The organism is Halorhabdus sp. SVX81, from assembly GCF_029207715.1.
GTDB lineage: Archaea > Halobacteriota > Halobacteria > Halobacteriales > Haloarculaceae > Halorhabdus.
Map to the genome: position 1 here is coordinate 2,809,023 of NZ_CP104322.1, position 23,139 is coordinate 2,832,161.

Below are 23,139 nucleotides of genomic sequence, written 5' to 3' on the forward strand. Positions count from 1 at the left end.
CATGGTAGATAGTCACTCGCCCTGCCGTATAAAACCTCGACAGGCGGCCACCTGCGCGATCGGGGTGGCCACACGCGTTGTTACCCCGCAACGAACTCGACGCCGGCGAACTCGAACCGAGCGCCGCCGTCGGCGCTCTCCGTGGCTGTGACCGTCCAGCCGTGGGCCTGTGCCGTCCGTCGAACGATCGCCAGCCCGAGTCCAGTCCCCTCCGTGGCGGTGGTAAACCCGTTGTCGAAGACCGCCTCGCGTTCGTCCGGCGGGATGCCCGGCCCGTCGTCGGCGACGTAGAAGCCGTCGTCCGTTCGACCAACCCTGACAGAAACGTCCTCACCGCTGTGGTCGATCGCATTCCGGAAGAGGTTCTCGAGGGCCCGTCGGAGCCGACGTCGGTCCGCCCGGATGACGGCCGCCTCCTCGAGAGTCACGGTCAGGGTTGCGTCCCGGGTGTGGACAGTCTCCCAGGCAGTCCTGAGGACGGCGTGACAATCGACCGATTCCGGATCGATGGACTCGTCCTCCCGGACGTACGTCAGGATGTCGTCGATCATGGCGTCGATCCGGTCGAGGGCCCCCTGGACCGTCTCGAGGGCGTCCGCCTCGCCGCGTTCGGCGAGCGTCGTGTGGATCTTTGCGACCTCCAGGGGATTCCGGAGGTCGTGGCTGAGAATCGAGGCGAACTCCTCTAAGCGCTCGTTCATCCGTTCGAGTTCCCGTTCTCGCTGCCGGCGCTCCGTGACGTCGCGTGAGGTGACGGCGATCGCTTCCACGTGTGGATGGTCGAGCAGGTTTCGGACCAGCGATTCGAAGACGCATTCCTCGCCGTCGGCGTCGATGACTCGATACTCGACACGGGGCTGGGAGGACGGATCCTCACGGACCGCCTCGAACTCCTCGCGGACGCGCTCGCGGTCCCGCGGGGCGACAATCGAGAACCCATCGCGTCCCTCCAGTTCGGCGGGCTCCCAGCCGAGGATTCGGTGGACTGACGGGCTGGCGTAGGTAATCGTCCCCGTCTCGTCCAACAACACGTTGACCTCGGCGGATTCCTCGATGATGGCCTGATAGCGTGCCTGGAGGGCTTCCTGTTCGGTGCGATCGGAGATGAATCCGATCTCGGCGTGGTGGTCCCCGGCAAGCGGGGCGACGCGCAAGCGGAGATGTCGCGGATCGCTCCCCTCGATCGTGACGTCGACAGTCACCCGCTCGCCATCCAGCGTCGGCCACTCCGGCAGCACCGTCTCGACGGCCGCCCCCAGGGCCGAGTCGTCGATCCCCAGCATCGACTTGGCTGCGGGATTGAGGTCGGTTATCTGCCCCCGCGTCCCCACGACCACGAGCCCTTCGTCCATGCGATCCAAAATGACCGACCGTGGGAGCGGGACCTCCCCGATGAACTCCTGGGTGAACACGAGATACGTCAGCGTCCCCGCGGTGATCACGAGCGCGACCGGCGTGAGGTCAAACCCCGGGCCGATGCCGAGGCGATAGACCAAGCCGGTCGCGACCGGGAGGGTAATGCCCCCCAGGATACCCGCGACCGCAAGGGAGGCCACCCGCTCGTGGCGTTTGGCGAAAGTCGCCAGGCAGGCCCCGCCTGCCCCCGTCGCCACCAGCAACACGAACTGGCCCATGACGTAGCCCGGCTTCGGATCGATATCCAGCAGGCGGAGGTCGCCGTCCGCGACGACGGTTGCATCCCACAGCCACCCGTGCAGCGGGTTCGTCACGAACACGCCGGCCAGGACGCCACCGACCGCAAGGATGGGGACGAGTCGGGACGGGGCAAGCCACGTCTGGCGTTCGCTGGCAGCCAGCGCGAACACCACCCACGCGACGACGAGCACGACGAAGGCACCGGACCCGATCGCAAACCAGATCCGCTTTGGGCCGCCGGTATTGGCGACCTGATAGGCCGCCGAGAGTGCCCAGGTCGCTCCCGCAAGACAGAAAACCAACAACGACCCGATCGTGGCCGTCATGCGGTTGAGCGTCACCAACAGTAACATCGACAGCCCCAACACCAACAGCAGGAACGCGGCAACGAGCAGCGGCACGATCATCCAGGTCGTTTGCCAGGCCATCGAAAAGTGCCTCTCGTGAATCCGTATTGGGCCACGTGGCTTAAGCCTATGCGTGGGATTATTTTGCATGATACTGTTCGGACCCCGGCATGCTCCTGTGTGTTCGGGGGCCGGTCGATCGTCGATAGCCACCATACGTCGTAACCAGCACAAGTGTTTTGGTACCAAAACACAATGTCAATAACGTGTCACCGACTCCCGAGTCCGACACGACCGTCCTCGTCGTCGAAGACGAACGGGCGACCGCCGAGGGATACGCACGACTGCTGGAGGCAGACTACGACGTTCGGGTGGCCTACGACGGCGAGCAGGCCCTGGATGCGCTTGAGGAAACCGTCGACGTCGTCTTGTTGGATCGCCGGATTCCTGGGCTCTCGGGCGTGGACGTGCTGGACGTTATCGAAGACCGGGGGCTGGATTGCCGAGTCGCCCTGGTGACCGCCGTGGCACCGGATTACGACATTCTGGAGCTGGGTATCGACGATTACCTCACGAAACCAGTCGGCGCGAAAAACCTCGAAGCCACCGTCGAAAAGCTCTGTGCGCTCGACGAGCACGAGCGGCTCCAGCGCGAACTCAGCAGCGCCCGCGTCAAGCGCAACGTCCTCGAAGTCGAAAAAGACGAGAACGAACTCGCAAACAGCGACGAGTTCGCCCGACTCATCGAGCGGATCGAAACGCTCGAATCCCGGCTCACCGAGATCGAAGACGCGTATCCGGCGCACTTCGAGACGTGACGCGGTCAGTCAGACGCCGGGCTCGAGATCACGGGTCAGGCAAGCTTCACAGGGCAGGCAGACCCAGCCTCACGTGTCCGGTTGTCCCGGGCCGGTATCCCCGGAGCTAGGACCATCGGATCCCGCAGTCGACGGGCCCGGTTCGCGTTCACGGGGCAGGTTCGGATCGTGGTACGGCGAGCGGCCGTACACCGCGTCGCGGAGATCGTGTTCATCGAGTTGGTCTTTGAGTACCCTGTCGAGCCGGTTGACGCTCGTCTGATCGAGGCCGTGGGCCGAAAGCAGCCGCTGGTAGCGGTCGTCATCGGTGATCGAGTCGAGTCGATCGTACAGCGACGCCATCTCGTCGGGGCTCAGCGCGGCGATCCGGTCCGGATCGGTCAACCCTAGCTGGCGCTGGCGTTCCAGATCGACGACGTACTGGATGACGACCAGCGCCACCTTCGAAATGGCACGCTGGCTCCCGAAGGCCGTCAGGTCGATCTCGGTCATGATCCCCAGCGTGCGGTCGCGCTCCCAGGGCGTCACGTCCAGCGCACTGCACAGCGCGTGAGTGATCCGGGCTTTGTCCAGACGGTGCATCCGCTCGGCGTGGCCGGTCATCGCCGGGTGTTGCTCGTCGTGGAGTCGCCGGAGACGCTCGCTCAGATCCGAGTTCGGGTCCTCCGGCCGACCGATCGTCGTGGCGCTCGGCGAAACGATATCGAACTGTCTGATCGTCGCGTCCCGCTTGGCTTGCGCCCGCGAGAGCGTCCCGTCCCCCGGCTTCGTCGAGACTTCCCGCTGCTCGCGCCATTCCCGGCGCTCGCGATCGGCTGGCTCTCTGGCCCGGCCGACGTGGTTCTCTCCCCTGCTGTCCATCACATCTCAGTCGTCGCTACGCACAGTTGAATCCACTGGCTCCGGATGGCCCCGAGGGAGAACCGTCGAAATACAGCTACCAGAAACCCCGTCTATATCTCTACCTTGTAACCAGAGGTACTTAAAGAGACGAGGCAGTGGGTCGCCGGTCAAAAGTCACCCAGTTCGGCCTGGCCACCGTCGCCGACCAGGTCAGCGGCCTGCTGGATCGTGGTTTCGAAGGTTTCGCGCTGACTGCGGTCGTACAGCGTCGCAGCCGGATGGACGCAGACGAGGACGCGCCGGCGCGTGCCCCCGATCTCGATCTCCTCGATCGAACCCGCCTCGCTGGTGACGGCCAGGTCCCGGCCCAGGAGGTGCTCGCCAGGGACTTTGCCGAGCGTGACGATCACCGCGGGATCGACCAGGCCGATCTCCTGATCGAGGTACGGGCGACAGTTCGAGCGCTCCCCGGCAGTCGGATCGCGATTCTCGGGTGGTCGACATCGCACGCAGTTGGTGATCCGGACGTCCGCCCGCGAGAGGCCCGCGTCCCGGAGGGCGTCGTCGAGCACTGTCCCGCTACGGCCGACGAACGGTTCACCCCGGTCGTCCTCCCGCTCGCCCGGGGCTTCGCCGACGAAGAGGAGATCAGCGTCGTCTGGACCGACACCGTCAACGATCCGGGACCGGGAAGCGAGGAGTTCCGAACACCGCTCACAGCCCTCGACCGAGAGGCCGTCCATGTGCTCCATGCCCGAGCCTGCGGGCCGGGCCCGCAAAAACGTCGCTATCGATCGGCGGAATCGAACGCCCCATCGGCCGCCCGCGCTGCCAGCCGCGCGACCCGCAGCGGCTCGGGTCGCCCACCCTCAGGGGTGAACGCCCGGACCACCTCGCGGGCCTCACTCTGGCCACAGCCCACACTCCGGACGAAAACCGTTTCGTCGGTGACCGAAACGCGCTCACGGACCGGTTGGGAACGGTACGTATCGAGTCGCCAGGCGAGCGCCTCCCCGGAAAACTCCTCGCGGAGCGTCGGTTCCAGCCCCTCGCTCTCCTCGAAGGTAACCGAGAGCACCGGCAGTCCGGTCTCCTCGTGGAGACGGTGCAGGTCGAGCACGTTGAACCACGCCGGGGCGATCCCGGCGACGAGCAGGTAGCGAACGTCCGCGCGGTCGAGGCGTTCGACCATCCGGGCGATGGCATCGGTCGCGTCGCGTCCACCGACCGTGCAGGAGCCGAAGACGAAGCCGTCGGTGACGCGACTGGCGCGGACAACTGCGCCGGCAAGCGTACTCGACTCCCCGGTGAACGACTCGGCGATTCCGAGGGCGCGAACCCCCGATTTCACGTTAGGTGTTCTCCTTGATATCCGATAACTGATCGATCAGTTCGTCGTTCGAGGCCGTGAATTCGAACTCAACGTCGCCGTCGTGTGTGTTTTCCGCAGCGTTGACCCCGTCGTCATCATCAAAATCAGCGTCCAGGTCCTGATTCTCCTGTTCGGTTTCGTCGTAGCTCCCAAACCCCATGTCGTGTAAAGGTACGGGATTCGTGGTGAAAAATCACACGCTACTGCCTGGCATGATTACCGCCAGACTCAACCCGCTGCTGGACCCTATCTACGACTATGGATATTCACAACGTGACAGCCGACGCAGAGACGTTCACCGCCAACGTCTATCTGGCAACCGGCGACCGACCGACGCTCGTCGACGCCGGCGCGATGGACGGCGTCGTCGACGTGATCCGGGAGTATACCGACGACCTGGACGCAGTCGTCCTGACCCACCAGCACGGCGACCACGTCGCGCAACTCGATGCGGTCCTCGACGCCTTCGACGCCGAGCTGTACGCCAACGCCGATCACCCCCGGCGGACGAACGAACTCGACGACGGCGACACGATCCAAATGGGCGACGAAACTTTCGAGGTCGTCTACACGCCGGGCCACGCCGACGACCACGTCTCGCTCGTCAGCGAGACCACGCTCTTCTCCGGCGATACCGTGGTCCACGACGACGGGGCCTTCGAGGGCGGGAGTTTCGGCCGGACCGACAATCCTGGCCAATCGCGCGAGCGTCTCATCGAGTCGATCCGCGACATCCTCGATCGGATGCCCGAGACTGTCGAACACATGTACAGCGGCCACGGCGGCGTCTTCCACGGCGACGTTCGGGAGATCGTCGAGACAGCACTGGAACGGGCCGAGAAGCGGGAACCGAAGTACGACTGATCGGGTAGGAGACGAGAGCGGCAGAAAAGAGTTTGCAACCGAACGCTTTTACTGATTCAGTGTAATCTGTAAACAGATAGCTCACGCATGTCACGGACATCAAACCGGGCCGACGGAGCCGTCGTTCGGGATTTCCTCTCGGTCGCGGACCTGCTGGAGGACCCACAGCTGGCCCGGCTGTACGCCGCCCTGGCCCGTTCGGGCGAGGCGACCGTCCAGGAGCTGATGACCGAACTCGATCTGGCCCAGGGGACAGCATACGCCTACGTGAACCGGCTCGTCGACGCCGGCGTCATCGAGACGGTTCGTGACGAACAGCCACGGACGTACGCAGCCTGTGACATCGATCTGACGCTCACCAGCAGTGAGGACGCCCAGGAATACACCATCACGTCCGCGCTCGTCGACGCCGTCGGTCGCCGCGAGACCGACGACGACATCGATACGTACATCGATCGTCACGGGATCGACGGACTCGCGACGGCACTCACCTACGCGGTGGACAGAGAACGCGGGGAAGTGACCCACCGCACGATGGCCGACGATCTGGACATGTCACCGCTTGCGGCCGAGATCATTCTCCAGGCGCTTCGTCCCGTCGTTGTCGAACACTTCGACGGAATATAGCGGACTCATCAACGGGTTTCGGTTCGTCGAGGACCTGCTCGAATGAGTAGGATCGAAGAAGGCGACCAAATCACCGATCGGCCTTTAAGTATCTCTGGTTACAAGGTAGAGATATAGACGGAGTTTCTTCAGGACGCCGACTATCGAGTGACTGCTGTACCCGGCAGCCGGCCAGAGCGATACGGTTTTGAGACGGCACCGAGAAAGGGCGTCCATGTTATCACGCCAGTACGTCCGCGAGCACCCCGGGGAGGTTCGAGAGACCCTCGCCGCTCGCGGCGTCGACGATGTCGATCTCGACGCGATCCTGGAGATCGACGAGGAGTGGCGCGAACTGAAAGCCCGCGGCGACGACCTGCGACACGACCGCAACGAGGTCTCCTCGAAGATCGGCGAGCTCAAGCAGGAAGGTGACGAGGAAGCCGCCCAGGAAGCCATCGAGCGCTCCCAGCAGCTCAAAGACGAGCTCCAGGAGGTCGAGGAACGCGCCGACGAACTCGAGAGGGAGTTAGAAGAGCGGCTGCTGGAAATTCCCAATATCCCCCAGGAGGGCGTTCCCGAGGGCGAGGACGAAAGCGACAACGTCGAAACGCGACGGTGGGGGTTCGACGATCTGCGGGATCTGCCCGAGGACGTCACGCCCCACTACGATCTCGGCGAGGAACTCGACATCCTGGACTTCGAACGCGGCGCGAAAGTCTCGGGGGGCGGCTTCTACTTCCTGAAGGGCGACGCCGCACGCCTCGAACACGCGCTCATCCAGTTCATGCGGGACATCCACCGCGAGCAGGGCTACGAAGAGGTGTTCCCGCCGATCCCGGTCTCCAGTGAGTCGATGACCGGGACGGGCCAACTCCCGAAGTTCGCCGACGACGCCTACAAGCTCGAAGACGAGGATCTCTGGCTGTGCCCGACCGCGGAGGTCCCGGTGACGAACATGTACCGCGACGAAATCCTGCTCGACGACGACCTCCCGCTGAAGCATCAGGCGTACACGCCCAACTTTCGGCAGGAAGCCGGCGAACACGGTACCGAGACCCGCGGAATCGTCCGCGTCCACCAGTTCAACAAGGTCGAGTTGGTCAACTTCGTCGAGCCCGAGGAGAGTGACGACCGACTCGACGGCCTCCTCGACGAGGCCGAGGAGGTCCTCCGGCGGCTCGGTCTCCCGTATCGCGTGCTCGACCTCTGTACCGGCGATCTAACCTTCGCCTCGGCGAAGACCTACGACGTCGAGGTCTGGGCCCCTGGCGACGACATGGACGAGGGGCCGGCGGAAGGTGGGCGATGGCTCGAGGTCTCCTCGGCCTCGAACTTCAAGGACTTCCAGGCCCGGCGGGCTGGCATTCGATATCGGCCTGAGCGCCACGAATCCGCGGAGTACCTCCACACGCTCAACGCCTCTGGAGTCGCACTCCCGCGGGTGCTCGTGGCGATCCTGGAATACTACCAGAACGACGACGGGACGGTAACGGTACCGGAAGCACTCCGCCCGTATCTCGACGGCAAGGAACTGATCGAGGGGCAGGATCCGGTCGGCGAGAGCGCGCTGGGTGCCGGCGAGCGATAATTACCAGTCGACGCTGAGTCGCCCGTCGCCGTGTGGATCGGGCGCGATCTCCTCGTCGGTCCGGCGATCGATGACGTGGATCACGCCGCGGCCCTTCTTCGCCGGGCAACTCTCGGCGGCCCGGACGTGATGATCGAGGTCGTCCTCCCCGACGTAGTAGGTGCTGGGTTTGGCCAGGCCGGTTTCGAGATCCAGCTCCCAGTCCGGTGATTCAGCGGCACACTTCCCGGCACCGAAACACCGGTTGGCCTCGAAGATGATCTTGTACGGCTTGGCCTCGACCGGCGGGCCGTCATCCCCGCCGACGTCGCTTGGCTGGATGACGGCAGTATCGTCGTCCTCACTCATCTCAGAACCCCCGCAGATCCTCGAGGACGGCCGCGGCCGAGCCGTCGTCGATGGCTGTGCGGGCGGCCTCGAGACCCTCATCGAGGGTGTCGGCGTCACCGCCGGCGTAGATTCGGACCGCGGCGTTGAGCGCGACGGCGTCGTGCCAGTGGTCGGTCCGGTCGCCGGTGAGAACTTCGCGGGTGAGCCGCGCGCTGTCTCCAGCCACGTCATCGACGGCGAGATCGTCGGTCTCGAAGTCCATGCCGTAGGCAGCCGTTTCGATCTCGTCGCTTGCGAGGCCCTCGGCCTCGGTCCACTCGGCGAACTTCGTGTAGCCCGGTCGGATGTCGTCGTAGCCCTCCATCCCCTGGAACATGATGACGCGATCGAGGGAGTGGGCTTCGCTGCGCTCGAAGGTCTCGACGATCTTCTTCGCGAAGGAGAGGTGATAAAACGAACCGAGATGGACACTCGCACCGGCCGGGTTGGCGAGCGTCTCGACGGTGTTGATGAACGTCCGGACGCCCATCTGATCCCGGCGGTCGAAGAGATCGTCGATGGCGGGATTGAACGCCGGCTGGTAGTAAAACCCGAAACCAGTCTCCTCGACCATCGCGGCGGATTTGGCGGGCTGAAGTTCGGTCCGGATGCCGAGTTCGTCGAGGACGTGCTTGTACGCATCATTCTTCTGGGTGGGGACGCGGTCGCCCGAGTGGACGACGACGGGCGTCCCAGCGGCGGCAGCGACGACGCCCGCAGCGACACCTAAAATCGCCGTCCGCTCCTTCCCGTCGTAGTTCGCGCCGCAGTCGACCGGGTCGGCGTCGGGGACCCCCGTCTCGACGCGGTCGGCCATCACGTCGACGTACGCGGCGAGTTCCTCGCTCGTGTTGTGCTTCCAGCGGTTGGCGAGCCAGAACGCACCGAGCGTCGTCGGATCGGGGTCGCGATCGAGAATCCGTTCCATCGCCTCGGTCGCCTGCTCGTGGGTCATGTCCTCGGCGGACTTCGTCCCGGAGCCGACCACTTCGGTCATCAGCCGCTTCAGGGGCCACTCGCCGTAGTCGCTCATTGCCGGTTCACCTCCGCGAGTCCGTCGGTCGTGCCGGCCAAAGGGGCCTCGGCCACCGCATCGGCTTCCCCCAGGCAATGTGCGACCGCCTCGCGGACGTCGACGACGTCGCCGACGACGGTCACGGCGGGCGGTTCGATCCCCGCGGCCGCTGCACGCGTCTCGATCGTCTCGACCGTGCCCGTAACGACCCGCTCGTCTTCCAGGGTCGCCCGCTCGACCATCGCGACGGGCGTCTCGGCGTCGACAGCGCCCGCCCGGAGCGCGGCCACGTTGTCGGGCAGCCGACCCACGCCCATCAGGATCACGAGGGTGCCGCCGGCGGCGACGATCCGCGAGAGGGCATCCCAATCGAGCGAGGAGTCGGGCTTGGTCGGGTCCTCGTGGCCGGTGACGACGACCAGCGCCGAGGCGTGATCGCGGTGGGTCGCCGGGATGCCGACTACGCTCGGGCCGGCGATAGCGCTCGTGACACCGGGGACGACCTCGAAGGCGACGCCATGGGCCGCGAGGTGTTCGGCCTCCTCGCCGCCGCGGGCGAACAGCGTCGGATCGCCGCCCTTCAGGCGGACGACGTCCCGGCCGGCCGAGGCCTCACAGACGAGGCGTTCGTTGATCGCCGCCTGCGGTGTCCGCTCGCCGTCGGCGCGCTTGCCGACGTTCTCGACCCGGACCCCATCGGGGATCGAGTCGACGACGCCATCGCCCACGAGGGAATCATGGAGGACGACGTCGGCCTCGTCGAGTAGCCGGCGGGCCTTGACCGTCAGTAACTCGGGGTCGCCTGGGCCCGCGCCGACGAGGTAGACGGTTCCGTTCGTTGTCATGGGGACTCCTGTGAGGAGGGTGTGACTCCCCGTACTTCGCGGTACCGGATCCGGTAGCGATTGCTCGGCTGGCTCAGATCGCCCGGTGGAACGTCGGTTTCGGGCTGATCGAGTGGCTGTTCGTCAAATTCGTCTCCCGAACGCACTTCTCTGGCCGCGGCGATCAGGAACGAACACGGCTCCCGGCAGGGAAGTTCGCTCTCGCCACCGTCGGCTGGCGGCTCGCTCCCTTCCACAGCGTCGGCAGACAGGCGCTCCGCGCCACCCTCGCCGTCCTCGTCCCACGTCCGGCGCTTGGCACAGTTGCCACAGACCGCCGTCGTCAGGTCGTCGAGTTCAGTACTCGAAAGCTCCGAGACGCCGGCGTACATCCCGGTCTGGCGGGCGGCGACGTCCCGGAAGGCCACGGGGTCGGGATCGTCGGCCCACGTCTCGATGCCGGCGGGGTACACCGCCGCGACGGCCCGGAGCAGTCCAGTTGCGTCCAGGTCCGGAAGTACCCACCCCGTCGGGAGCGAGCGCTCGCCGGCGAACGGCCGGAAGCGACCCGCCCCGTCGGTGCGGGCGTACCACCGGAAGGTCTCGGGCTCTTGCTCGGTGAGCGCCGCCGGGGACGCGTCGCGATCGTCGCGATGGCGGAGTTCGTACGCGCCATCCGCGACACTCACAATAAGGTCACCCCACTCCCGCCGGCGGCGGTCGCCGTCGGCAGGGGCGGCGTCGAGCCACGACAGGAACGCCTCGGCCGCGTCTGGCCGCACGGGCTGGTCCTGCTCGACGTCTCGGTCCAGGTCGGCCCCGGCGTCGCCGGCTCGTTCCAGAATGACGTCCGGCACGAGTCGGTCAGTCCCGACGGCCGAGGTATACCAGATCCGACGGCCCGCAACCGTTCCCGGGACCGGATACCCGGACCGGGGGTCGTCGGTGATCCCCAGCAACTCGGGGATCTCGTCGCGTGTGTGAAAGCCGTCGGCGATGAACAGCGGGACGACGGCGATGTCGTCGGCTGTGAATTCATCGAGGATGTCTTCGACCGCCGGGGCCTCGTCCATGAACAGCGCGCCGACCTCGGCGAAGTCCGTCTGCTCGCGGAGCGCCTCGACGTGGTTGTAGACGGCCTTGGCGCTTTTCGGATTCCGCTCGGTGCCGTGGCCGACGACCGCGAGCGCGGCGTCCTCCTCGGGGACGTCGTCGAGGTACCGGCGGGCGCGGGCCGCGACGACGTCGGTCATGGCCGAGTGTGTTCCGACAGGGTCGGTGTAGACCATCTCGGGGGCGGTTGACTCGCCGGCCACGTCGTCGATCCCGAGGTCGAACTCCCGTGGGAGGACCTGATCGACGAAGTAGCCCTGGCTGACGAACAGCGGGACGACGTAGGCCGTCTCGGCATCGATCGTTCGCAGGACGTCACGGAAGCTCGGCGATTCCTTCCAGAAGGCTGTCCGGACCTGGTCGAAACACCCGCGGTCGCGGATGGTCTCGGCGTGGGACAGCGTCGGAAGCGCGGAGTCGGGGTTGCGGTGGGAGCCGTGTGCCGCAACGACGAGTGCCTGTTCGGTCATGGGTCGTCCTCCTCGGTCATGGATCGTCCTCCTCGGTGGCTTCGATACGTTTCGCCGCCCCCTCCAGCTCGGCCGCGAGTTCTCTGGCCTCCGCGGCCGAGAGCGTCACGCGGTCGGCGTGAGCCGGCACCGAGTCGAGTTCGACGTTGTCGAGTTCGAGTTCGAGGGTGACGTCCTCGGGGTCCTCCCGGGCCGTCCGGACGTTCAGCGTGGCGAAGGCCTCCTCCGTGAAGCCGTGTCCCTCCACGCGCCCTTCGAGGAGGTCGAACGTCGTGAAGGCGTTGACCTTCAGCACGCGATCAGCCATATCAATCGTCCGTGGGAATGGGTTCGCCGCTGGCGTTCGTCGGTGCGGGCGAGGCGCTCATCTCCTCGTCCTCGGCGTAGGGATACCACGTCATCTTCGTGTTGCCGAGGTACGGGTCCTCGTAACTCGTCTCTTCGGGCTCGGCGAGCCCCGAGAGTTCGTCCTCCTCGCGGTCGGCGACGAACTCCCGGAAGGACTCCTGACCGTCACGTTCGGCCTCGTAGATTTCCAGCAGGTTGGCGATGTAGCCCGGAATCTCGTCGGCTGGGACGCGCATCTCCACCCAGTCGGCGAACTGTGGGTTCTCGCCGAGGCCACCGCCCAGCCCGACGTCGAAGGCCTCGACGGCCCCGCCGTCCTTGCGGGTCTTCATCCCGCGGAGGCTGATGTCGGCGATCTGGGGCTGGGCACACGAGGCCGTACACCCCGAGAGGTGGATGTGGAAATCCGTGACGCCCTCAGGAACTGGAACGTTCTCTTTGAGCCACCGAGCGTACCGCACCATCCGGTTTTTCGTCTCGACGATCGACAGCGAGCAGTATTCGGTCCCCGTACACGCGATCGAGCCACGCATGAAGGGATGGGGGTCGGGCGAGTAGTTCTCGAGCACCGACTCCGCGAGGAAGTCGTCCAGGTCCTCGTCAGCGATGTCGCCCACGATGACGTTCTGGCGCTGGGTCAGGCCGATCATCTCCGAATCGTATTCCTCGGCGAGGTCGGCGAGTTCGATGACGTCTGCTGCGGCCATCCGGCCGACGAGCACCGAGAGCCCGACGAAATTTTGGCCGTCGGCCTGGTCGTGGACGCCGACGTAGTCGCCCGGCGCGTCCGACCGCCCGGCGTTGTAGTCGTACTCCTCCCGGAGGCCCTGGCCTGCGGTCGGCAACTCGTAATCGACGTACTCCTCCTGGAGCACGGATCGGACCTTCTCCGTTCCCCACTCGTCGACGAGGAACTTCATCCGGGCGTTGAACCGGTCCTCGCGGTCGCCGTAGTCCCGGAAGAGTCCGGAGAGGCCGGCGGCGACCGCGGCAGCGTTCTCGGGCCGGCAGAAGACGTCGATGCTGCGGGCCAGCCGGGGCTCCTTGCGAGCCAAGCCGCCGCCGACGTTGACGTTGAAGCCGGCGATGTCCTCGCCGTCTATCTCCTTGACCGCCGGTTCGAAGGCGAGGTCGTTGATATCGCCCTGGCCGGCACCGCGACGGTCGCCGGTGACGGCGACCTTCCACTTGCGGGGAAGATTCGTGTAAAGATCGTTGCCCTTGAAACGGTCGTGGAGCTCTTCGACGATGGGCCAAACATCGACGAGTTCGTCGGCATCCCGGCCAGCGACCGGCGAGCCGACGATGTTGCGCCAGGAGTCACCACACGCCTGGATCGTCGAGAGACCCGCAGATTCGAGTTCCGCAAAGATGTCAGGAATGTCTTCGATCTTGATCCAGTGGAGCTGGATCGATTGGCGCGTCGTGAAGTCGGCGTAGGCGTCGCCGAACTCGGGGTTCTCAACGGGGCCGGTGGCGTACTCGCGGGCCACCTCGCCGACGGTCCGGAGCTGTTCGGGCGTCATCCGGCCCATCGGCGTCCCGATGCGCATCATGAAGTAACTCTCCTGGCCCTTCCGCTGGTGGTACAGTCCCCACCATTTGAACCGCTCGAACCACGCGTCGTGTTCGTCCTCCGGGATGGCATCGAACCCCTCTTCGGCAAATCGTTCGAGGTGGTCGCGTATCTCCATCCCGTAGGTTTCGTCCTTCCATCGCTCGACCTTCGTGGGCATGTCCATCCAGATGCGACCCGGACGTATACCCACAGCCACCTCGTCAACCTTCCCCGCCTCTCCGGGAGTGCGACAATATTTGCAGGTATATCTGACCCCTCACGCCGTCGGCGAGCGTCGCCGGGACCGAGACGGCCGGTGAACGCTCTCGGGGACGACAGGCCTGAAATCGCCGGTTTCGGGGTCGACCCGGCCGAGCGTGAGCCAGCCGGTCACGCCGCTCGCCCCACACTGGATGCACTGGCCGGCGATGCGCGCCTCGACGTTCCCGCCGTCGACGCCGACCTCGACGAACCCCTCGGCGAGAAAATCCGTGAGTTGACACGAACAGAAATCCCCGCCAGCGAGTCGCCAGAGATCGCTGACGTTCACCTCACGAGTGTCGTTGACACTGACCCAGGCCCCGTCGTCAAGCTGGTGGACGTCCGTCGGCATAGTCCGAGTTATTCCCGGCGGGCGGTAAGCCCGTCGGCACCCGCGGCGATTGCCGCTCGTCACAGTCGTTCCCCGACGGCGAAGCAGCGTGATCGCCATACTCCGGTGCCTCCCGTCGGTAGCTGTCGTTCGACATAACCAGCAATTGTTGCCCCAAAGAAGAAGAACGGGTAGGGATTACGCCGGAACACGGCCTTATGCAGTCGGGCAGACTAGAGGGATTCGATGACCGAGACTTCCGAGACGGCGACAGCAACGACCCCAGGAGACGAACGATCGGAGCAGGACCACCTCGAAGACGTCGAGGTCGGGGCCGGTTGTACGGAGATCTGGGAGCACTTGAGTGAGAACCGTGGCGGCGCTGCCGGCGACTGATCTCGACCACTTCGGGCCGCGACTCGCAGCGTTCGACCGTTGAAACCCTCCATGTACCGGGCTTCGCCGAAACTAAACGCTTACCACACGAACGCTCACCAATGATTCCCCTTCTCCACGACTTCAGCGATTCCCGCGTGCTCGTCTTCGGCGGTGGGCCCGTCGGCGCACGGAAGGCCCGCCGGTTCGACCACGAGGCCGAGGTCGTCGTCGTGGCTCCCCAGTTCGCGGACGCCGACTTCGGCAACGCAACGCTCGAGCGTGCCAGTCCCGATCCGACGGAGGTGGCGGAGTGGCTCGACCGGATCGAGCCGGCGCTCGTCGTCGCAGCCACCGACGATGCGGCCGTCAACGCAGCCGTCGAGCGTGCTGCCGAAGATCGAGGGGTACTGGTCAACCGCGCGGATCACTCCGGGGAACGAGCACCGGGAGCGGTGGTGTTGCCGGCGATCGTCCGCGACGACCCGGTCGTCGTCGGCATCTCGACCCAAGGGGGAGCCCCGGCGGTGAGTGGCGTCCTGCGCGAGGAGATCGAACGGGAGATCGACGGCGCTGGCGCGCTTGCGGGATTCGTCGGCGATCTGCGCGAGGAGTTCGCCGACCAGGGCGTCGACGGCCCGCACCGACGCGACGCGCTCAGAGCGATTGCGAGGTCGGATCGGATCCGTACGCTCGTCGCCGACGGACAGACCGACCAGGCGCGCGAGGTCGCCGAGGAGCTGCTTGGAGAAGTCCGAAACGAGACAGAATCGTAGCCCGCGGCCCTACCGAAGTCGGCCGAGGATCCGGTAGTCCCGATCGGGCGTGTACCGCCGGAACAACAGACTGTTGGTCAGCACGGAGACGCTGGAGAAGGCCATCGCCGCGGCGGCCAGCACGGGCTGGAGCAGCCCGAGCGAGGCCAGCGGGATCATCGCCGTGTTGTATCCCAGCGCCCACAGCAGGTTCTGTTTGATCTTCTGCAGCGTCGCGTCGGAGATCCGGATCGCCTTCACGACGTCCTGTGGATCAGAGCGCATCAGCGTCACGTCCGCGGCTTCGATGGCGACATCTGTGCCGCTCCCGATCGCCGTCCCGACGTGGGCCACGGCGAGGGCCGGCGCGTCGTTGACCCCGTCGCCGACCATCATCGCCTTTCGGCCGTCCGCCTGGATCGTCTCGACGGCATCGGACTTCTCGTCGGGAAGCACCTCCGCGCGGACGTTGTCGGGGTCGATCCCGACGTCCTCGGCGACGGCGCGGGCGGTCCGCTCGTTGTCGCCCGTGATCATCATGACGTCGACGCCACGCTCGCGAAGTGCGGCGACGGCCTCCGTTGCGCCTTCCTTCACCGTATCGGCGTCGGCGACGACGCCCGCAAGTTCGCCGTCGATCGAAACCAGCATCGCCGTCTTGCCCTCGCGTTCGAGACGCTCCATCGTCTCTTCGGCGGGCGCAGGGTCAATCCCCTCGTCTTCGAGGAGTTTTCGGTTCCCAACCAGAACTTCGACTGCTCGCGGGTCGATTCGCTCCCCGCTCGCTCGTTCGGAGCCGCTCCGCGGCTCCCAGCCGTCCACAGTGGCCCGGATTCCGTGCCCGGGGACGTTCTCGAAGTTCTCGGGGTCGGGGACGTCCAGTCCCCGCTGCTCGGCACCGTCGACGATGGCGCGGGCGAGCGGGTGTTCGCTGCCGCTCTCGGCCGCAGCCGCGAACCTGAGAACGTCGTCCTCGGAGTGACGCTCGCGTTCGGTCAATGACCCGCCGTCTGCGGCGGCCTCGCTGTCACCGTTCCCGACCGGGCTCCCCTCCCCGTCGAGGGCGACCACGTCGGTCAGTTCCATCTCGCCCTCCGTGAGCGTGCCCGTCTTGTCGAAGACGACGGTGTCGACGTCTCGCGCGCGTTCGAGGATGTCGCCACCCTTGAACAGGACGCCGTTCTGTGCGCCGATGGTCGTCCCGACCATCGTGGCCGCGGGCGTCGCCAGCCCGAGTGCACAGGGACAGGCGATCAACACCGCCGAAGCGAAGACGATCACGGCGAACTCGAAGACCGAGACGGCCCCACCGGCAATCTCGGGGCCGCCGGCGACCAGCCCCCACAGCGGCAGCGCGTCGACGAACCCGGCCAGCACTTCGGGAAAGGCGAACCAGACGACGCCCCAGAAGACGGCATTCGCGATGACCGCCGGGACGAAGTACGCCGAGATCCGGTCGGCGAGGTTCTGGATCTCGGGCTGGCGGGACTGGGCCTCCTTGACGGTCTGGACGATCTGCTGGAGGGCGGTGTCAGCGCCCACCTTCGTCGCCTTCACCGTCAGCAATCCATTCTCGTTGATCGTCGACCCGACGACCTCGTCGCCCTCGCTCTTCTCGACTGGGACGGACTCCCCGGTCACCATCGACTCGTCGACGGCCGACTGGCCATCCACGACCACGCCGTCGGTCGGGATCTGCTCGCCCGGCCGGACTTTCATCAGATCGCCGGTCTGGACGTCCTCCAACGGGACTTCCCGTTCGGTCCCGTCCGGACCGATCAGCGTCGCCGTCTCGGCCTCCATCTCCAGGAGCTTGCGGAGTGCCTCGCCGGCCTGGCCCTTCGAACGGGCTTCGAGGTAGTTGCCAAGCGTGATGAACACCAAGATCAGCGCGGCGGTGTCGAAGTAAACCTCGCCCGCGACCAGGTTGGCCAGCACGGCGATCGAGTAGAAATACGCTGTCGAGGAGCCAAGCGCGATCAAGACGTCCATGTTGGCCCGGCGATTGTTCACCAACGCGTTGTACGAGTTCTTGTAGAACGGCCACCCAAGCAGCGCCTGGACGGGCGTCGCGAGTGCGAACTCCACCCAGCCCAGTCTGATGCCGACGAGGGACTCGACGCCGGCGACGATCCCGCCACCGAGGACGAGTTTGTCGGCCATGAAGACCAACATCGGGGCCGACAGTAGCGCGCCGAACAGCGTCAGTCGGAGTTGCTTGCGGATCTCCTCGTCCCGTGCCGCGTCGCGCGCGTCCGCCCCGGCGTCCCCGGCGTCGTCGTCCTCACGGACCGGCGAGTAGCCAGCGGCCTCGATGGCATCGTAGAGATCCGCTCGCGAGGCCCCGGCAGGGTTGTAGGTGACCTGGGCCTCGTCGGTCGCGTAGTTCACCTCCGCCTCGATGACGCCCGGCGTGTCCTCGAGGGCGGTCGCGTTGGCCTCCGCACAGTTCGCACACGACATATCGGAAATCGCGACGGTGACAGTCTCGGACACTGCGCCGTAGCCGGCCGATTCGACCGCCTCGTAGATCTCAGACAGCGTCACTACCTCCGGATCGTACTCGACCGTCCCCTCGTCAGTGGCGTAGTTGGCGTTGGCCGTCACCACACCGTCGAGGGACTCGAGGGTGTCTTGGATCGTCCCCGAGCAGTTCGCACAGGACATCCCCGTGATATCGAGATGGGTCGTTCGTGTAGCCATGATATGTATACGTACGGGTTCACGCTTTAGGCCACTTTTCGCTTCGAGAAGTCGGCTCCAGCCCTAGGGATACTTTCGATTCCAAAGCCCGTCTCACGCCCCCTCTTCGAGCCGCCGGTACCGGGTCTCGAAGCGATCCAGACAGGACGGACAACAGAAGTGATAGACATCGCCGTCGATCCGTGCCGTCTCTCCCTCGCTGTCGACCGTGTTCCCACACTCCGCACAGGTGAGTGCGAACTCCAGGCCCTCGATCGACGGTGTCCACTCGACATCGTCGACCAGGGTGACGGCGTAGCCCTCGACGTCGACGTCCGCAAGCAATCCAGCGACCCACGACCGGACGTTCTGGGCCTCGGCGCGCGCGTAAAACCAGACGTCACCCTCCGCAGTGACGAAAACGTGTTCGACCCCATCCGCGTCACGGACACGTTCCCGAACCGTCTCAACAGAGTTCCCGGAGAGTTCGACCTGCACCAATACGGGGACGCCAGCACGAAGTTGCGTCCGATCGACGTCGATCGTGAACCGCTGAATAACGCCCGCTTCCCGTAAGCGCGTGACGCGATCGGAGACTGCCGGTCCGGACAACTCGACTGCTTCACCGATATCGCTGAAGGGCCGACGAGCATCTTCGGCAAGCATCGAGAGGATCTCCAGATCGGTTTCATCGAGATCGTGCATACGCCCGCTTGTCCGCCCGCATACAAGACGGTTGCCCCAACAACTTCGAAATCCTCGGCCCGAAATCGATCTGAAGCAGGAATCCGAAACAGTATTCCACAAGCAGTATCGAATCCGAGGGAGCAACTGGATGTATTCTCTCCCCCTGAAAGTCGATTGATTCGGACAGTAAGGAGAGCCAAGGGCCGGATTTGAACCGGAGGGACTTTGCTTCGCTCGTCCCAGAATTCAAATCCTCGTCTGCCTTTCGTCGCTCACGTGTTTGTGAGCGACAGAAGAGCCAAGGGCCGGATTTGAACCGGCGATGGGCGGCTCTGCAGGCCGCTGCGTTAGGCCGGACTCTGCCACCTTGGCACAGTATTGTATCGGTGACCAGCCAAGTTATGGATTATGATCCGGCCGTTTCGCCCAAACGGGCGATGGGCGGCTGTCGCACGTGATGAAAGAACGTGCGACGCTGACAGACGAACGAAGTGAGTCTGTCTGAACTGCAGGCCGCTGCGTTAGGCCGGACTCTGCCACCTTGGCGCAACTTCGTCTAGTTCCAGCGATCCAATAAACATAGCGGTCTGGTCGCCACACAGTATGACGCCTCACGAATCCATTACGAATTATAATAAACCACAAGAATTGTTCAGAATATAAAAACATTCTTGGCCGTTTGTATCGTTGCTGCTCGTAATGACACGGCACAATCGACCGTTCGAACTGCTCGACGCGGGGGACTGGCGACTGATCACTCTCGGCACAGGACTCGTCGTCGCGAGTCTACTAGCGGCCGGCTGGTTCCTGACCAGTGGCGACCTCCCCGGCGGGCTCGCCACACTGTTGTTGACTGTCTCGGGCGCGCTGTTTGTCGCGATCGGCACGTCGGAATCCTCCCGACCGAGCGCCTGACCGTCGGCTGGATTCTCTCTGTATTGTACTGAAGCCCCGTGTAGCATTGCCACTCTCGGCAGCAGCTCCTTATAAAAATACAAAAAGCCCACCCGAGAGCGTTGTCACTCTCGGATGGGCTGAAGTATGAATGGAGGCGGCGAACCGGTTTTCCCAGAGACTCTCGTACTCCAGTACTCGCCGGAACGCAGGCGGGCTTAACTTCCGTGTTCGGAATGGGTACGGGTGTTGCCCCGCCGCTATGGCCGCCTTAACGCCGATCCGTGGAATCGAACCACGCGAGGCCAGCGATCGGTCGATGCAAAACCAGTGTACGTGCGATCCAGTTTGCGCCTGGACGCGACTACGTCGCGTTTACATGCGGTATGAATGGTGGCTTCGGTCAGTTAGTTCTCGCGGGCTAAACACCTCGTTACCTCGGTGCGTACACCCCGAGTCTATCGAACTCGTCTTCTACGAGCGACCTCAGCGGTACCTCTTTTCCAGGTGGGTTTCCGGCTTAGATGCGTTCAGCCGTTACCCCGTGTGGCGTGGCTGCCCGGCAATGCTCTCTCGAACAACCGGTACACCAGTGGCCACCAACCGTAGTTCCTCTCGTACTATACGGTCGTTCCCGTCAGGTACCAAACACCCCCAATAGATAGCAGCCGACCTGTCTCACGACGGTCTAAACCCAGCTCACGACCTCCTTTAATAGGCGAACAACCTCACCCTTGCCCGCTTCTGCACGGGCAGGATGGAGGGAACCGACATCGAGGTAGCAAGCCACTCGGTCGATATGTGCTCTTGCGAGTGACGACTCTGTTATCCCTAGGGTAGCTTTTCTGTCATTCATTGCCCGCATCAAGCGGGCAAATGAGTTCGCTAGACCACGCTTTCACGTCAGCGTTCCTCGTTGGGAAGAACACTGTCAAGCCATCTTTTGCTCTTGCGCTCTTCTCCGGATCTCTGACCCGGATGAGATGGCCTTAGGGCGCGCTCGATATTCTTTCGAGCGCGTACCGCCCCAGTCAAACTGCCTGGCTATCGGTGTCCTCCTCCCGGAGTGAGGGTCACAGTCACTAACGGGTAGTATTTCAATGCTGACTCGGTGGCGTGCTGGCGCACGTACCTGTGTAACGTCTCCTACCTATTCTGCACATTAGCGACCATGTCCCAGCGACAGCCTGCAGTAAAGCTCCATAGGGTCTTCGCTTCCCCTTGGGGGTCTCCAGACTCCGCACTGGAAAGTACGGTTCACCGGGCTCAACGTTGGGACAGCGAGGCTCTGGTTAATCCATTCATGCAAGCCGCTACTGAAGCGGCAAGGTACTACGCTACCTTAAGAGGGTCATAGTTACCCCCGCCGTTGACGGGTCCTTCGTCCTATTGTACTAGGTGTTCAGATACCCGCACTGGGCAGGATTCAGTGACCGTACGAGTCCTTGCGGATTTGCGGTCACCTGTGTTGTTACTAGACAGTCCGAGCCTCCAAGTCACTGCGACCTGCTCGTTTCCCGAGCAGGTACCCCTTATCGCGAACTTACGGGGCTAAATTGCCGAATTCCCTAACGTCGATTGATCCCGACAGGCCTTGGCTTTCTCCGCCAGAGCACCTGTGTCGGTGCTGGGTACGAGCACCGTACTTGTCTTTTCATGGGCCCCAGGTTGAACCAAATTGCTCTATCTCGCCGTTCGCCCGCTTCGTGCCATTACGGCTTCCACGAGTTTTGACGATTCGACCGGGCGAGTGCCCGGCTCGGTCTACCCCAAGGCGTCGACATTGAGTGTACGGTGGTACTGGAATATTAACCAGTTTCCCTTTTATCCGCTTCGAGTTACGGATAGACTTAGGATCGACTAACCCTCGGCTGACGAACAGTGCCGAGGAACCCTTGCTCTTCAGGCCGTCAGGATTCTAACCCGACTTTCGCTGCTACTACGGCCAGGATTTTCGTTTCTACGCGGTCCACACGAGTTCTCACCCGTGCTTCCACCCGCGCAGAACGCCAACCTACACAACCACCTTTTGACAGGTGTGGCCAGGTCTCGGTGGTGGATTTGAGCCCCGATCATTTTGGGCGCCTCAAACCTCGGCCGGTAAGCTGTTACGCTTTTCTTGGAGGGTAGCTGCTTCTAAGCTCACCTCCCGGCTGTCTAGGGCTTGAGACCACCTTCGATCGCACTTAATCCACACTTGGGGACCTTAACCCAGCTCTGGGTTGTCTCCCTCATGGTACACAGGCTTACCCCGCATACCGGACTCCCCGCGTCGACGGCGTCCGTAGGTTCGGAGTTTGACAGCCGCGCCGACTCCTCTCGGAGGCCGGACACGCAATCGGTCGCTCTACCCCACGGACTACCTCAGCGGAGGTCATGCTTCGACATGTTTCGGTTGGAACCAGCTGTTGCCGGACTCGATGGGCCTTTCACCCCTACACGAGAGTCACGGGAGGGTATTGTAAAACACCAACCCTAACAGACTTCCACGTAGCTTTCGCCACGCTTCATCTTGCCCACGCGTAGATCGTCCGGATTCGGGTCGTGCCCGTGTGACTCCCCGCCCTTGAAGACGGCGGCCCTCGTGCAAAGCACTGCGGCCATGTCGGTTTCCCTATGCCTTCCCCGATGATCGGGTTAGACTCGCCACACAAGCACACTCCCTGGCTCGTTTTTCAAAACGTACGACTGAACACCGGCTTCCCTCGAGTCCTACTGTATCCTCGCGGATAGGTCGTTTATCGAGGGACCTTCTATGCCCAGTCGCTCTATCACCAACTGATTTGAGGCCCTATTTCGCCTCCCTTCTGAGGGTACTTTTCAGCGTTCGCTCACGCTACTTGTTCACTATCGGTCTCGAGGAGTATTTAGTCTTAGCAGTAGATGCCTGCCAAATTCACGAGGGATTTCCAACCCCCGATACTCGGGAACTGGCGCACGTCATACTTGACTTCGTTACGGGGCTGTCACCCTGTATCGCGCTCCGTTCCAGGAGACTTCAAGAAGACGTTCTGACGATGAGTGCCAGTCCGAACACCACATTGGCCGAAGGCTTCGGTTTGGACTGTATCGCGTTCACTCGCGGTTACTAACGACATCACGGATTGTTTTCTCTTCCTGCCGGTACTGAGATGTTTCAGTTCCCGGCGTTCCCCATTGCGCAAGGCAATTGCGGTGAGGATTCCCATTCGGGAATCTCAGGTTCTACGCCTCCGTGCGGCTCCCCTGAGCTTATCGCAGCTTGGCACGCCCTTCGTCGGCGCCCGAGCCGAGCCATCCACCAGCTGGTACAGCAGCCACGTCGAGTGTAAACTCGACGTAAACGCGTCCAGTGGACGCCTGGATCGCACGTACACACGG

21 protein-coding genes, 1 tRNA gene and 2 rRNA genes are annotated in these 23,139 nt (G+C 64.0%); 7 read left to right on the forward strand and 17 right to left on the reverse strand.

The genetic code is table 11. The annotated features are described in order from the left end of the window. Positions 1 to 80: 80 nt before the first annotated feature. Positions 81 to 2,084: a PAS domain S-box protein gene (locus SVXhr_RS14060; RefSeq protein ID WP_275738111.1), complete on the reverse strand. Its 2,004-nt coding sequence runs from the start codon at positions 2,082 to 2,084 to the stop codon at positions 81 to 83. A 185-nt stretch (positions 2,085 to 2,269) separates the two neighbouring features. On the opposite strand from SVXhr_RS14060, the gene SVXhr_RS14065 reads away from it, so the two are divergent. Then, on the forward strand, positions 2,270 to 2,821 hold the full coding sequence (locus SVXhr_RS14065; RefSeq protein ID WP_275738114.1) for a response regulator: 552 nt from the start codon (positions 2,270 to 2,272) through the stop codon (positions 2,819 to 2,821). Between the two features lie 69 nt (positions 2,822 to 2,890). Here the strand turns inward: SVXhr_RS14065 and SVXhr_RS14070 are convergent, their stop codons facing one another. The 4 genes from SVXhr_RS14070 to SVXhr_RS14085 form a co-directional block, all read right to left on the reverse strand. After that, positions 2,891 to 3,682 carry a DNA-directed RNA polymerase subunit epsilon gene (locus SVXhr_RS14070; RefSeq protein ID WP_275738116.1) on the reverse strand — a complete coding sequence of 264 codons (792 nt, stop codon included), beginning with the start codon at positions 3,680 to 3,682 and terminating at the stop codon, positions 2,891 to 2,893. 149 nt (positions 3,683 to 3,831) lie between these two features. After that, positions 3,832 to 4,416 carry a uracil-DNA glycosylase gene (locus tag SVXhr_RS14075; protein ID WP_275738118.1) on the reverse strand — a complete coding sequence of 195 codons (585 nt, stop codon included), beginning with the start codon at positions 4,414 to 4,416 and terminating at the stop codon, positions 3,832 to 3,834. 35 nt (positions 4,417 to 4,451) lie between these two features. Continuing rightward, on the reverse strand, positions 4,452 to 5,015 hold the full coding sequence (locus SVXhr_RS14080) for a DUF99 family protein (RefSeq protein WP_275738121.1): 564 nt from the start codon (positions 5,013 to 5,015) through the stop codon (positions 4,452 to 4,454). Between the two features lies 1 nt (position 5,016). Next, positions 5,017 to 5,196, reverse strand: a complete 180-nt coding sequence (locus SVXhr_RS14085) for a DUF5786 family protein (RefSeq protein WP_275738123.1) — start codon at positions 5,194 to 5,196, stop codon at positions 5,017 to 5,019. 98 nt (positions 5,197 to 5,294) lie between these two features. On the opposite strand from SVXhr_RS14085, the gene SVXhr_RS14090 reads away from it, so the two are divergent. From SVXhr_RS14090 to serS, 3 genes are all read left to right on the forward strand, one after another. After that, positions 5,295 to 5,900, forward strand: a complete 606-nt coding sequence (locus SVXhr_RS14090; RefSeq protein ID WP_275738125.1) for an MBL fold metallo-hydrolase — start codon at positions 5,295 to 5,297, stop codon at positions 5,898 to 5,900. An 87-nt stretch (positions 5,901 to 5,987) separates the two neighbouring features. Further along, the gene (locus SVXhr_RS14095; RefSeq protein WP_275738127.1) at positions 5,988 to 6,527 is read left to right on the forward strand and encodes a helix-turn-helix domain-containing protein; all 540 of its coding nucleotides are present in this window, start codon (positions 5,988 to 5,990) and stop codon (positions 6,525 to 6,527) included. 214 nt (positions 6,528 to 6,741) lie between these two features. Continuing rightward, a complete protein-coding gene (serS, locus tag SVXhr_RS14100; RefSeq protein ID WP_275738129.1) occupies positions 6,742 to 8,097 on the forward strand; it encodes a serine--tRNA ligase in 1,356 nt (451 codons plus the stop codon). On the opposite strand, the gene SVXhr_RS14105 is transcribed toward serS, so the two are convergent. The 7 genes from SVXhr_RS14105 to SVXhr_RS14135 all read right to left on the reverse strand — a co-directional run bounded on the left by SVXhr_RS14105 (position 8,098) and on the right by SVXhr_RS14135 (position 14,407). Then, positions 8,098 to 8,445 (reverse strand): ferredoxin, encoded by a 348-nt coding sequence (locus SVXhr_RS14105; RefSeq protein ID WP_275738131.1) that lies wholly within the window; start codon positions 8,443 to 8,445, stop codon positions 8,098 to 8,100. It lies immediately after the preceding gene. A 1-nt stretch (position 8,446) separates the two neighbouring features. Continuing rightward, the gene (locus SVXhr_RS14110; protein WP_275738133.1) at positions 8,447 to 9,499 is read right to left on the reverse strand and encodes an anthranilate phosphoribosyltransferase; all 1,053 of its coding nucleotides are present in this window, start codon (positions 9,497 to 9,499) and stop codon (positions 8,447 to 8,449) included. Continuing rightward, entirely contained in the window at positions 9,496 to 10,326 is an 831-nt protein-coding gene (cobA, locus tag SVXhr_RS14115; protein WP_275738135.1) for a uroporphyrinogen-III C-methyltransferase, read from the reverse strand. Before cobA ends, SVXhr_RS14110 begins: the two co-directional genes overlap by 4 nt. Next, positions 10,323 to 11,888: a CbiX/SirB N-terminal domain-containing protein gene (locus SVXhr_RS14120; protein ID WP_275738137.1), complete on the reverse strand. Its 1,566-nt coding sequence runs from the start codon at positions 11,886 to 11,888 to the stop codon at positions 10,323 to 10,325. Before SVXhr_RS14120 ends, cobA begins: the two co-directional genes overlap by 4 nt. Positions 11,889 to 11,904: 16 nt before the next feature. Beyond that, the gene (locus SVXhr_RS14125) at positions 11,905 to 12,195 is read right to left on the reverse strand and encodes a DUF6360 family protein (RefSeq protein WP_275738139.1); all 291 of its coding nucleotides are present in this window, start codon (positions 12,193 to 12,195) and stop codon (positions 11,905 to 11,907) included. Position 12,196: 1 nt separating this feature from the next. Continuing rightward, the gene (locus SVXhr_RS14130) at positions 12,197 to 13,972 is read right to left on the reverse strand and encodes a ferredoxin--nitrite reductase (protein ID WP_275740958.1); all 1,776 of its coding nucleotides are present in this window, start codon (positions 13,970 to 13,972) and stop codon (positions 12,197 to 12,199) included. 99 nt (positions 13,973 to 14,071) lie between these two features. Next, on the reverse strand, positions 14,072 to 14,407 hold the full coding sequence (locus SVXhr_RS14135; RefSeq protein WP_275738141.1) for a hypothetical protein: 336 nt from the start codon (positions 14,405 to 14,407) through the stop codon (positions 14,072 to 14,074). 225 nt (positions 14,408 to 14,632) lie between these two features. Between SVXhr_RS14135 and SVXhr_RS14140 the strand changes: the two genes are divergently transcribed. Together SVXhr_RS14140 and SVXhr_RS14145 are read left to right on the forward strand one after the other, a co-directional pair. Next, on the forward strand, positions 14,633 to 14,782 hold the full coding sequence (locus SVXhr_RS14140; protein WP_275738143.1) for a hypothetical protein: 150 nt from the start codon (positions 14,633 to 14,635) through the stop codon (positions 14,780 to 14,782). A gap of 101 nt (positions 14,783 to 14,883) precedes the next feature. Continuing rightward, entirely contained in the window at positions 14,884 to 15,537 is a 654-nt protein-coding gene (locus tag SVXhr_RS14145) for a bifunctional precorrin-2 dehydrogenase/sirohydrochlorin ferrochelatase (protein ID WP_275738144.1), read from the forward strand. Between the two features lie 9 nt (positions 15,538 to 15,546). Here SVXhr_RS14145 and SVXhr_RS14150 read toward each other — a convergent pair whose 3' ends face one another. From SVXhr_RS14150 to SVXhr_RS14160, 3 genes are all read right to left on the reverse strand, one after another. Next, positions 15,547 to 18,219 (reverse strand): heavy metal translocating P-type ATPase, encoded by a 2,673-nt coding sequence (locus SVXhr_RS14150; RefSeq protein WP_275738146.1) that lies wholly within the window; start codon positions 18,217 to 18,219, stop codon positions 15,547 to 15,549. A gap of 93 nt (positions 18,220 to 18,312) precedes the next feature. Beyond that, a complete protein-coding gene (locus tag SVXhr_RS14155; RefSeq protein WP_275738147.1) occupies positions 18,313 to 18,903 on the reverse strand; it encodes an AsnC family transcriptional regulator in 591 nt (196 codons plus the stop codon). A 278-nt stretch (positions 18,904 to 19,181) separates the two neighbouring features. Next, a tRNA-Cys gene (locus SVXhr_RS14160) sits at positions 19,182 to 19,257 on the reverse strand. A 327-nt stretch (positions 19,258 to 19,584) separates the two neighbouring features. Between SVXhr_RS14160 and SVXhr_RS14165 the strand changes: the two genes are divergently transcribed. Then, the gene (locus SVXhr_RS14165; protein WP_015789427.1) at positions 19,585 to 19,800 is read left to right on the forward strand and encodes a hypothetical protein; all 216 of its coding nucleotides are present in this window, start codon (positions 19,585 to 19,587) and stop codon (positions 19,798 to 19,800) included. Positions 19,801 to 19,931: 131 nt separating this feature from the next. Here the strand turns inward: SVXhr_RS14165 and rrf are convergent. Next, positions 19,932 to 20,053: ribosomal RNA gene (gene rrf / locus SVXhr_RS14170) — 5S ribosomal RNA — on the reverse strand. Positions 20,054 to 20,167: 114 nt separating this feature from the next. Continuing rightward, positions 20,168 to 23,084 (reverse strand): 23S ribosomal RNA (locus tag SVXhr_RS14175). Positions 23,085 to 23,139 lie beyond the last annotated feature (55 nt).

Bases quoted from the DNA above. Each gene is read 5' to 3' on its own strand.
- SVXhr_RS14060 (WP_275738111.1), bottom strand. From the start codon at position 2,084: ATGGCCTGGCAAACGACCTGGATGATCGTGCCGCTGCTCGTTGCCGCG.
- SVXhr_RS14070 (WP_275738116.1), bottom strand. From the start codon at position 3,682: ATGGACAGCAGGGGAGAGAACCACGTCGGCCGGGCCAGAGAGCCAGCC.
- SVXhr_RS14075 (WP_275738118.1), bottom strand. From the start codon at position 4,416: ATGGAGCACATGGACGGCCTCTCGGTCGAGGGCTGTGAGCGGTGTTCG.
- SVXhr_RS14085 (WP_275738123.1), bottom strand. From the start codon at position 5,196: ATGGGGTTTGGGAGCTACGACGAAACCGAACAGGAGAATCAGGACCTG.
- SVXhr_RS14090 (WP_275738125.1), top strand. From the start codon at position 5,295: ATGGATATTCACAACGTGACAGCCGACGCAGAGACGTTCACCGCCAAC.
- SVXhr_RS14095 (WP_275738127.1), top strand. From the start codon at position 5,988: ATGTCACGGACATCAAACCGGGCCGACGGAGCCGTCGTTCGGGATTTC.
- serS (WP_275738129.1), top strand. From the start codon at position 6,742: ATGTTATCACGCCAGTACGTCCGCGAGCACCCCGGGGAGGTTCGAGAG.
- SVXhr_RS14105 (WP_275738131.1), bottom strand. From the start codon at position 8,445: ATGAGTGAGGACGACGATACTGCCGTCATCCAGCCAAGCGACGTCGGC.
- SVXhr_RS14110 (WP_275738133.1), bottom strand. From the start codon at position 9,499: ATGAGCGACTACGGCGAGTGGCCCCTGAAGCGGCTGATGACCGAAGTG.
- cobA (WP_275738135.1), bottom strand. From the start codon at position 10,326: ATGACAACGAACGGAACCGTCTACCTCGTCGGCGCGGGCCCAGGCGAC.
- SVXhr_RS14120 (WP_275738137.1), bottom strand. From the start codon at position 11,888: ATGACCGAACAGGCACTCGTCGTTGCGGCACACGGCTCCCACCGCAAC.
- SVXhr_RS14125 (WP_275738139.1), bottom strand. From the start codon at position 12,195: ATGGCTGATCGCGTGCTGAAGGTCAACGCCTTCACGACGTTCGACCTC.
- SVXhr_RS14130 (WP_275740958.1), bottom strand. From the start codon at position 13,972: ATGCCCACGAAGGTCGAGCGATGGAAGGACGAAACCTACGGGATGGAG.
- SVXhr_RS14135 (WP_275738141.1), bottom strand. From the start codon at position 14,407: ATGCCGACGGACGTCCACCAGCTTGACGACGGGGCCTGGGTCAGTGTC.
- SVXhr_RS14140 (WP_275738143.1), top strand. From the start codon at position 14,633: ATGACCGAGACTTCCGAGACGGCGACAGCAACGACCCCAGGAGACGAA.
- SVXhr_RS14145 (WP_275738144.1), top strand. From the start codon at position 14,884: ATGATTCCCCTTCTCCACGACTTCAGCGATTCCCGCGTGCTCGTCTTC.
- SVXhr_RS14150 (WP_275738146.1), bottom strand. From the start codon at position 18,219: ATGGCTACACGAACGACCCATCTCGATATCACGGGGATGTCCTGTGCG.
- SVXhr_RS14155 (WP_275738147.1), bottom strand. From the start codon at position 18,903: ATGCACGATCTCGATGAAACCGATCTGGAGATCCTCTCGATGCTTGCC.
- SVXhr_RS14165 (WP_015789427.1), top strand. From the start codon at position 19,585: ATGACACGGCACAATCGACCGTTCGAACTGCTCGACGCGGGGGACTGG.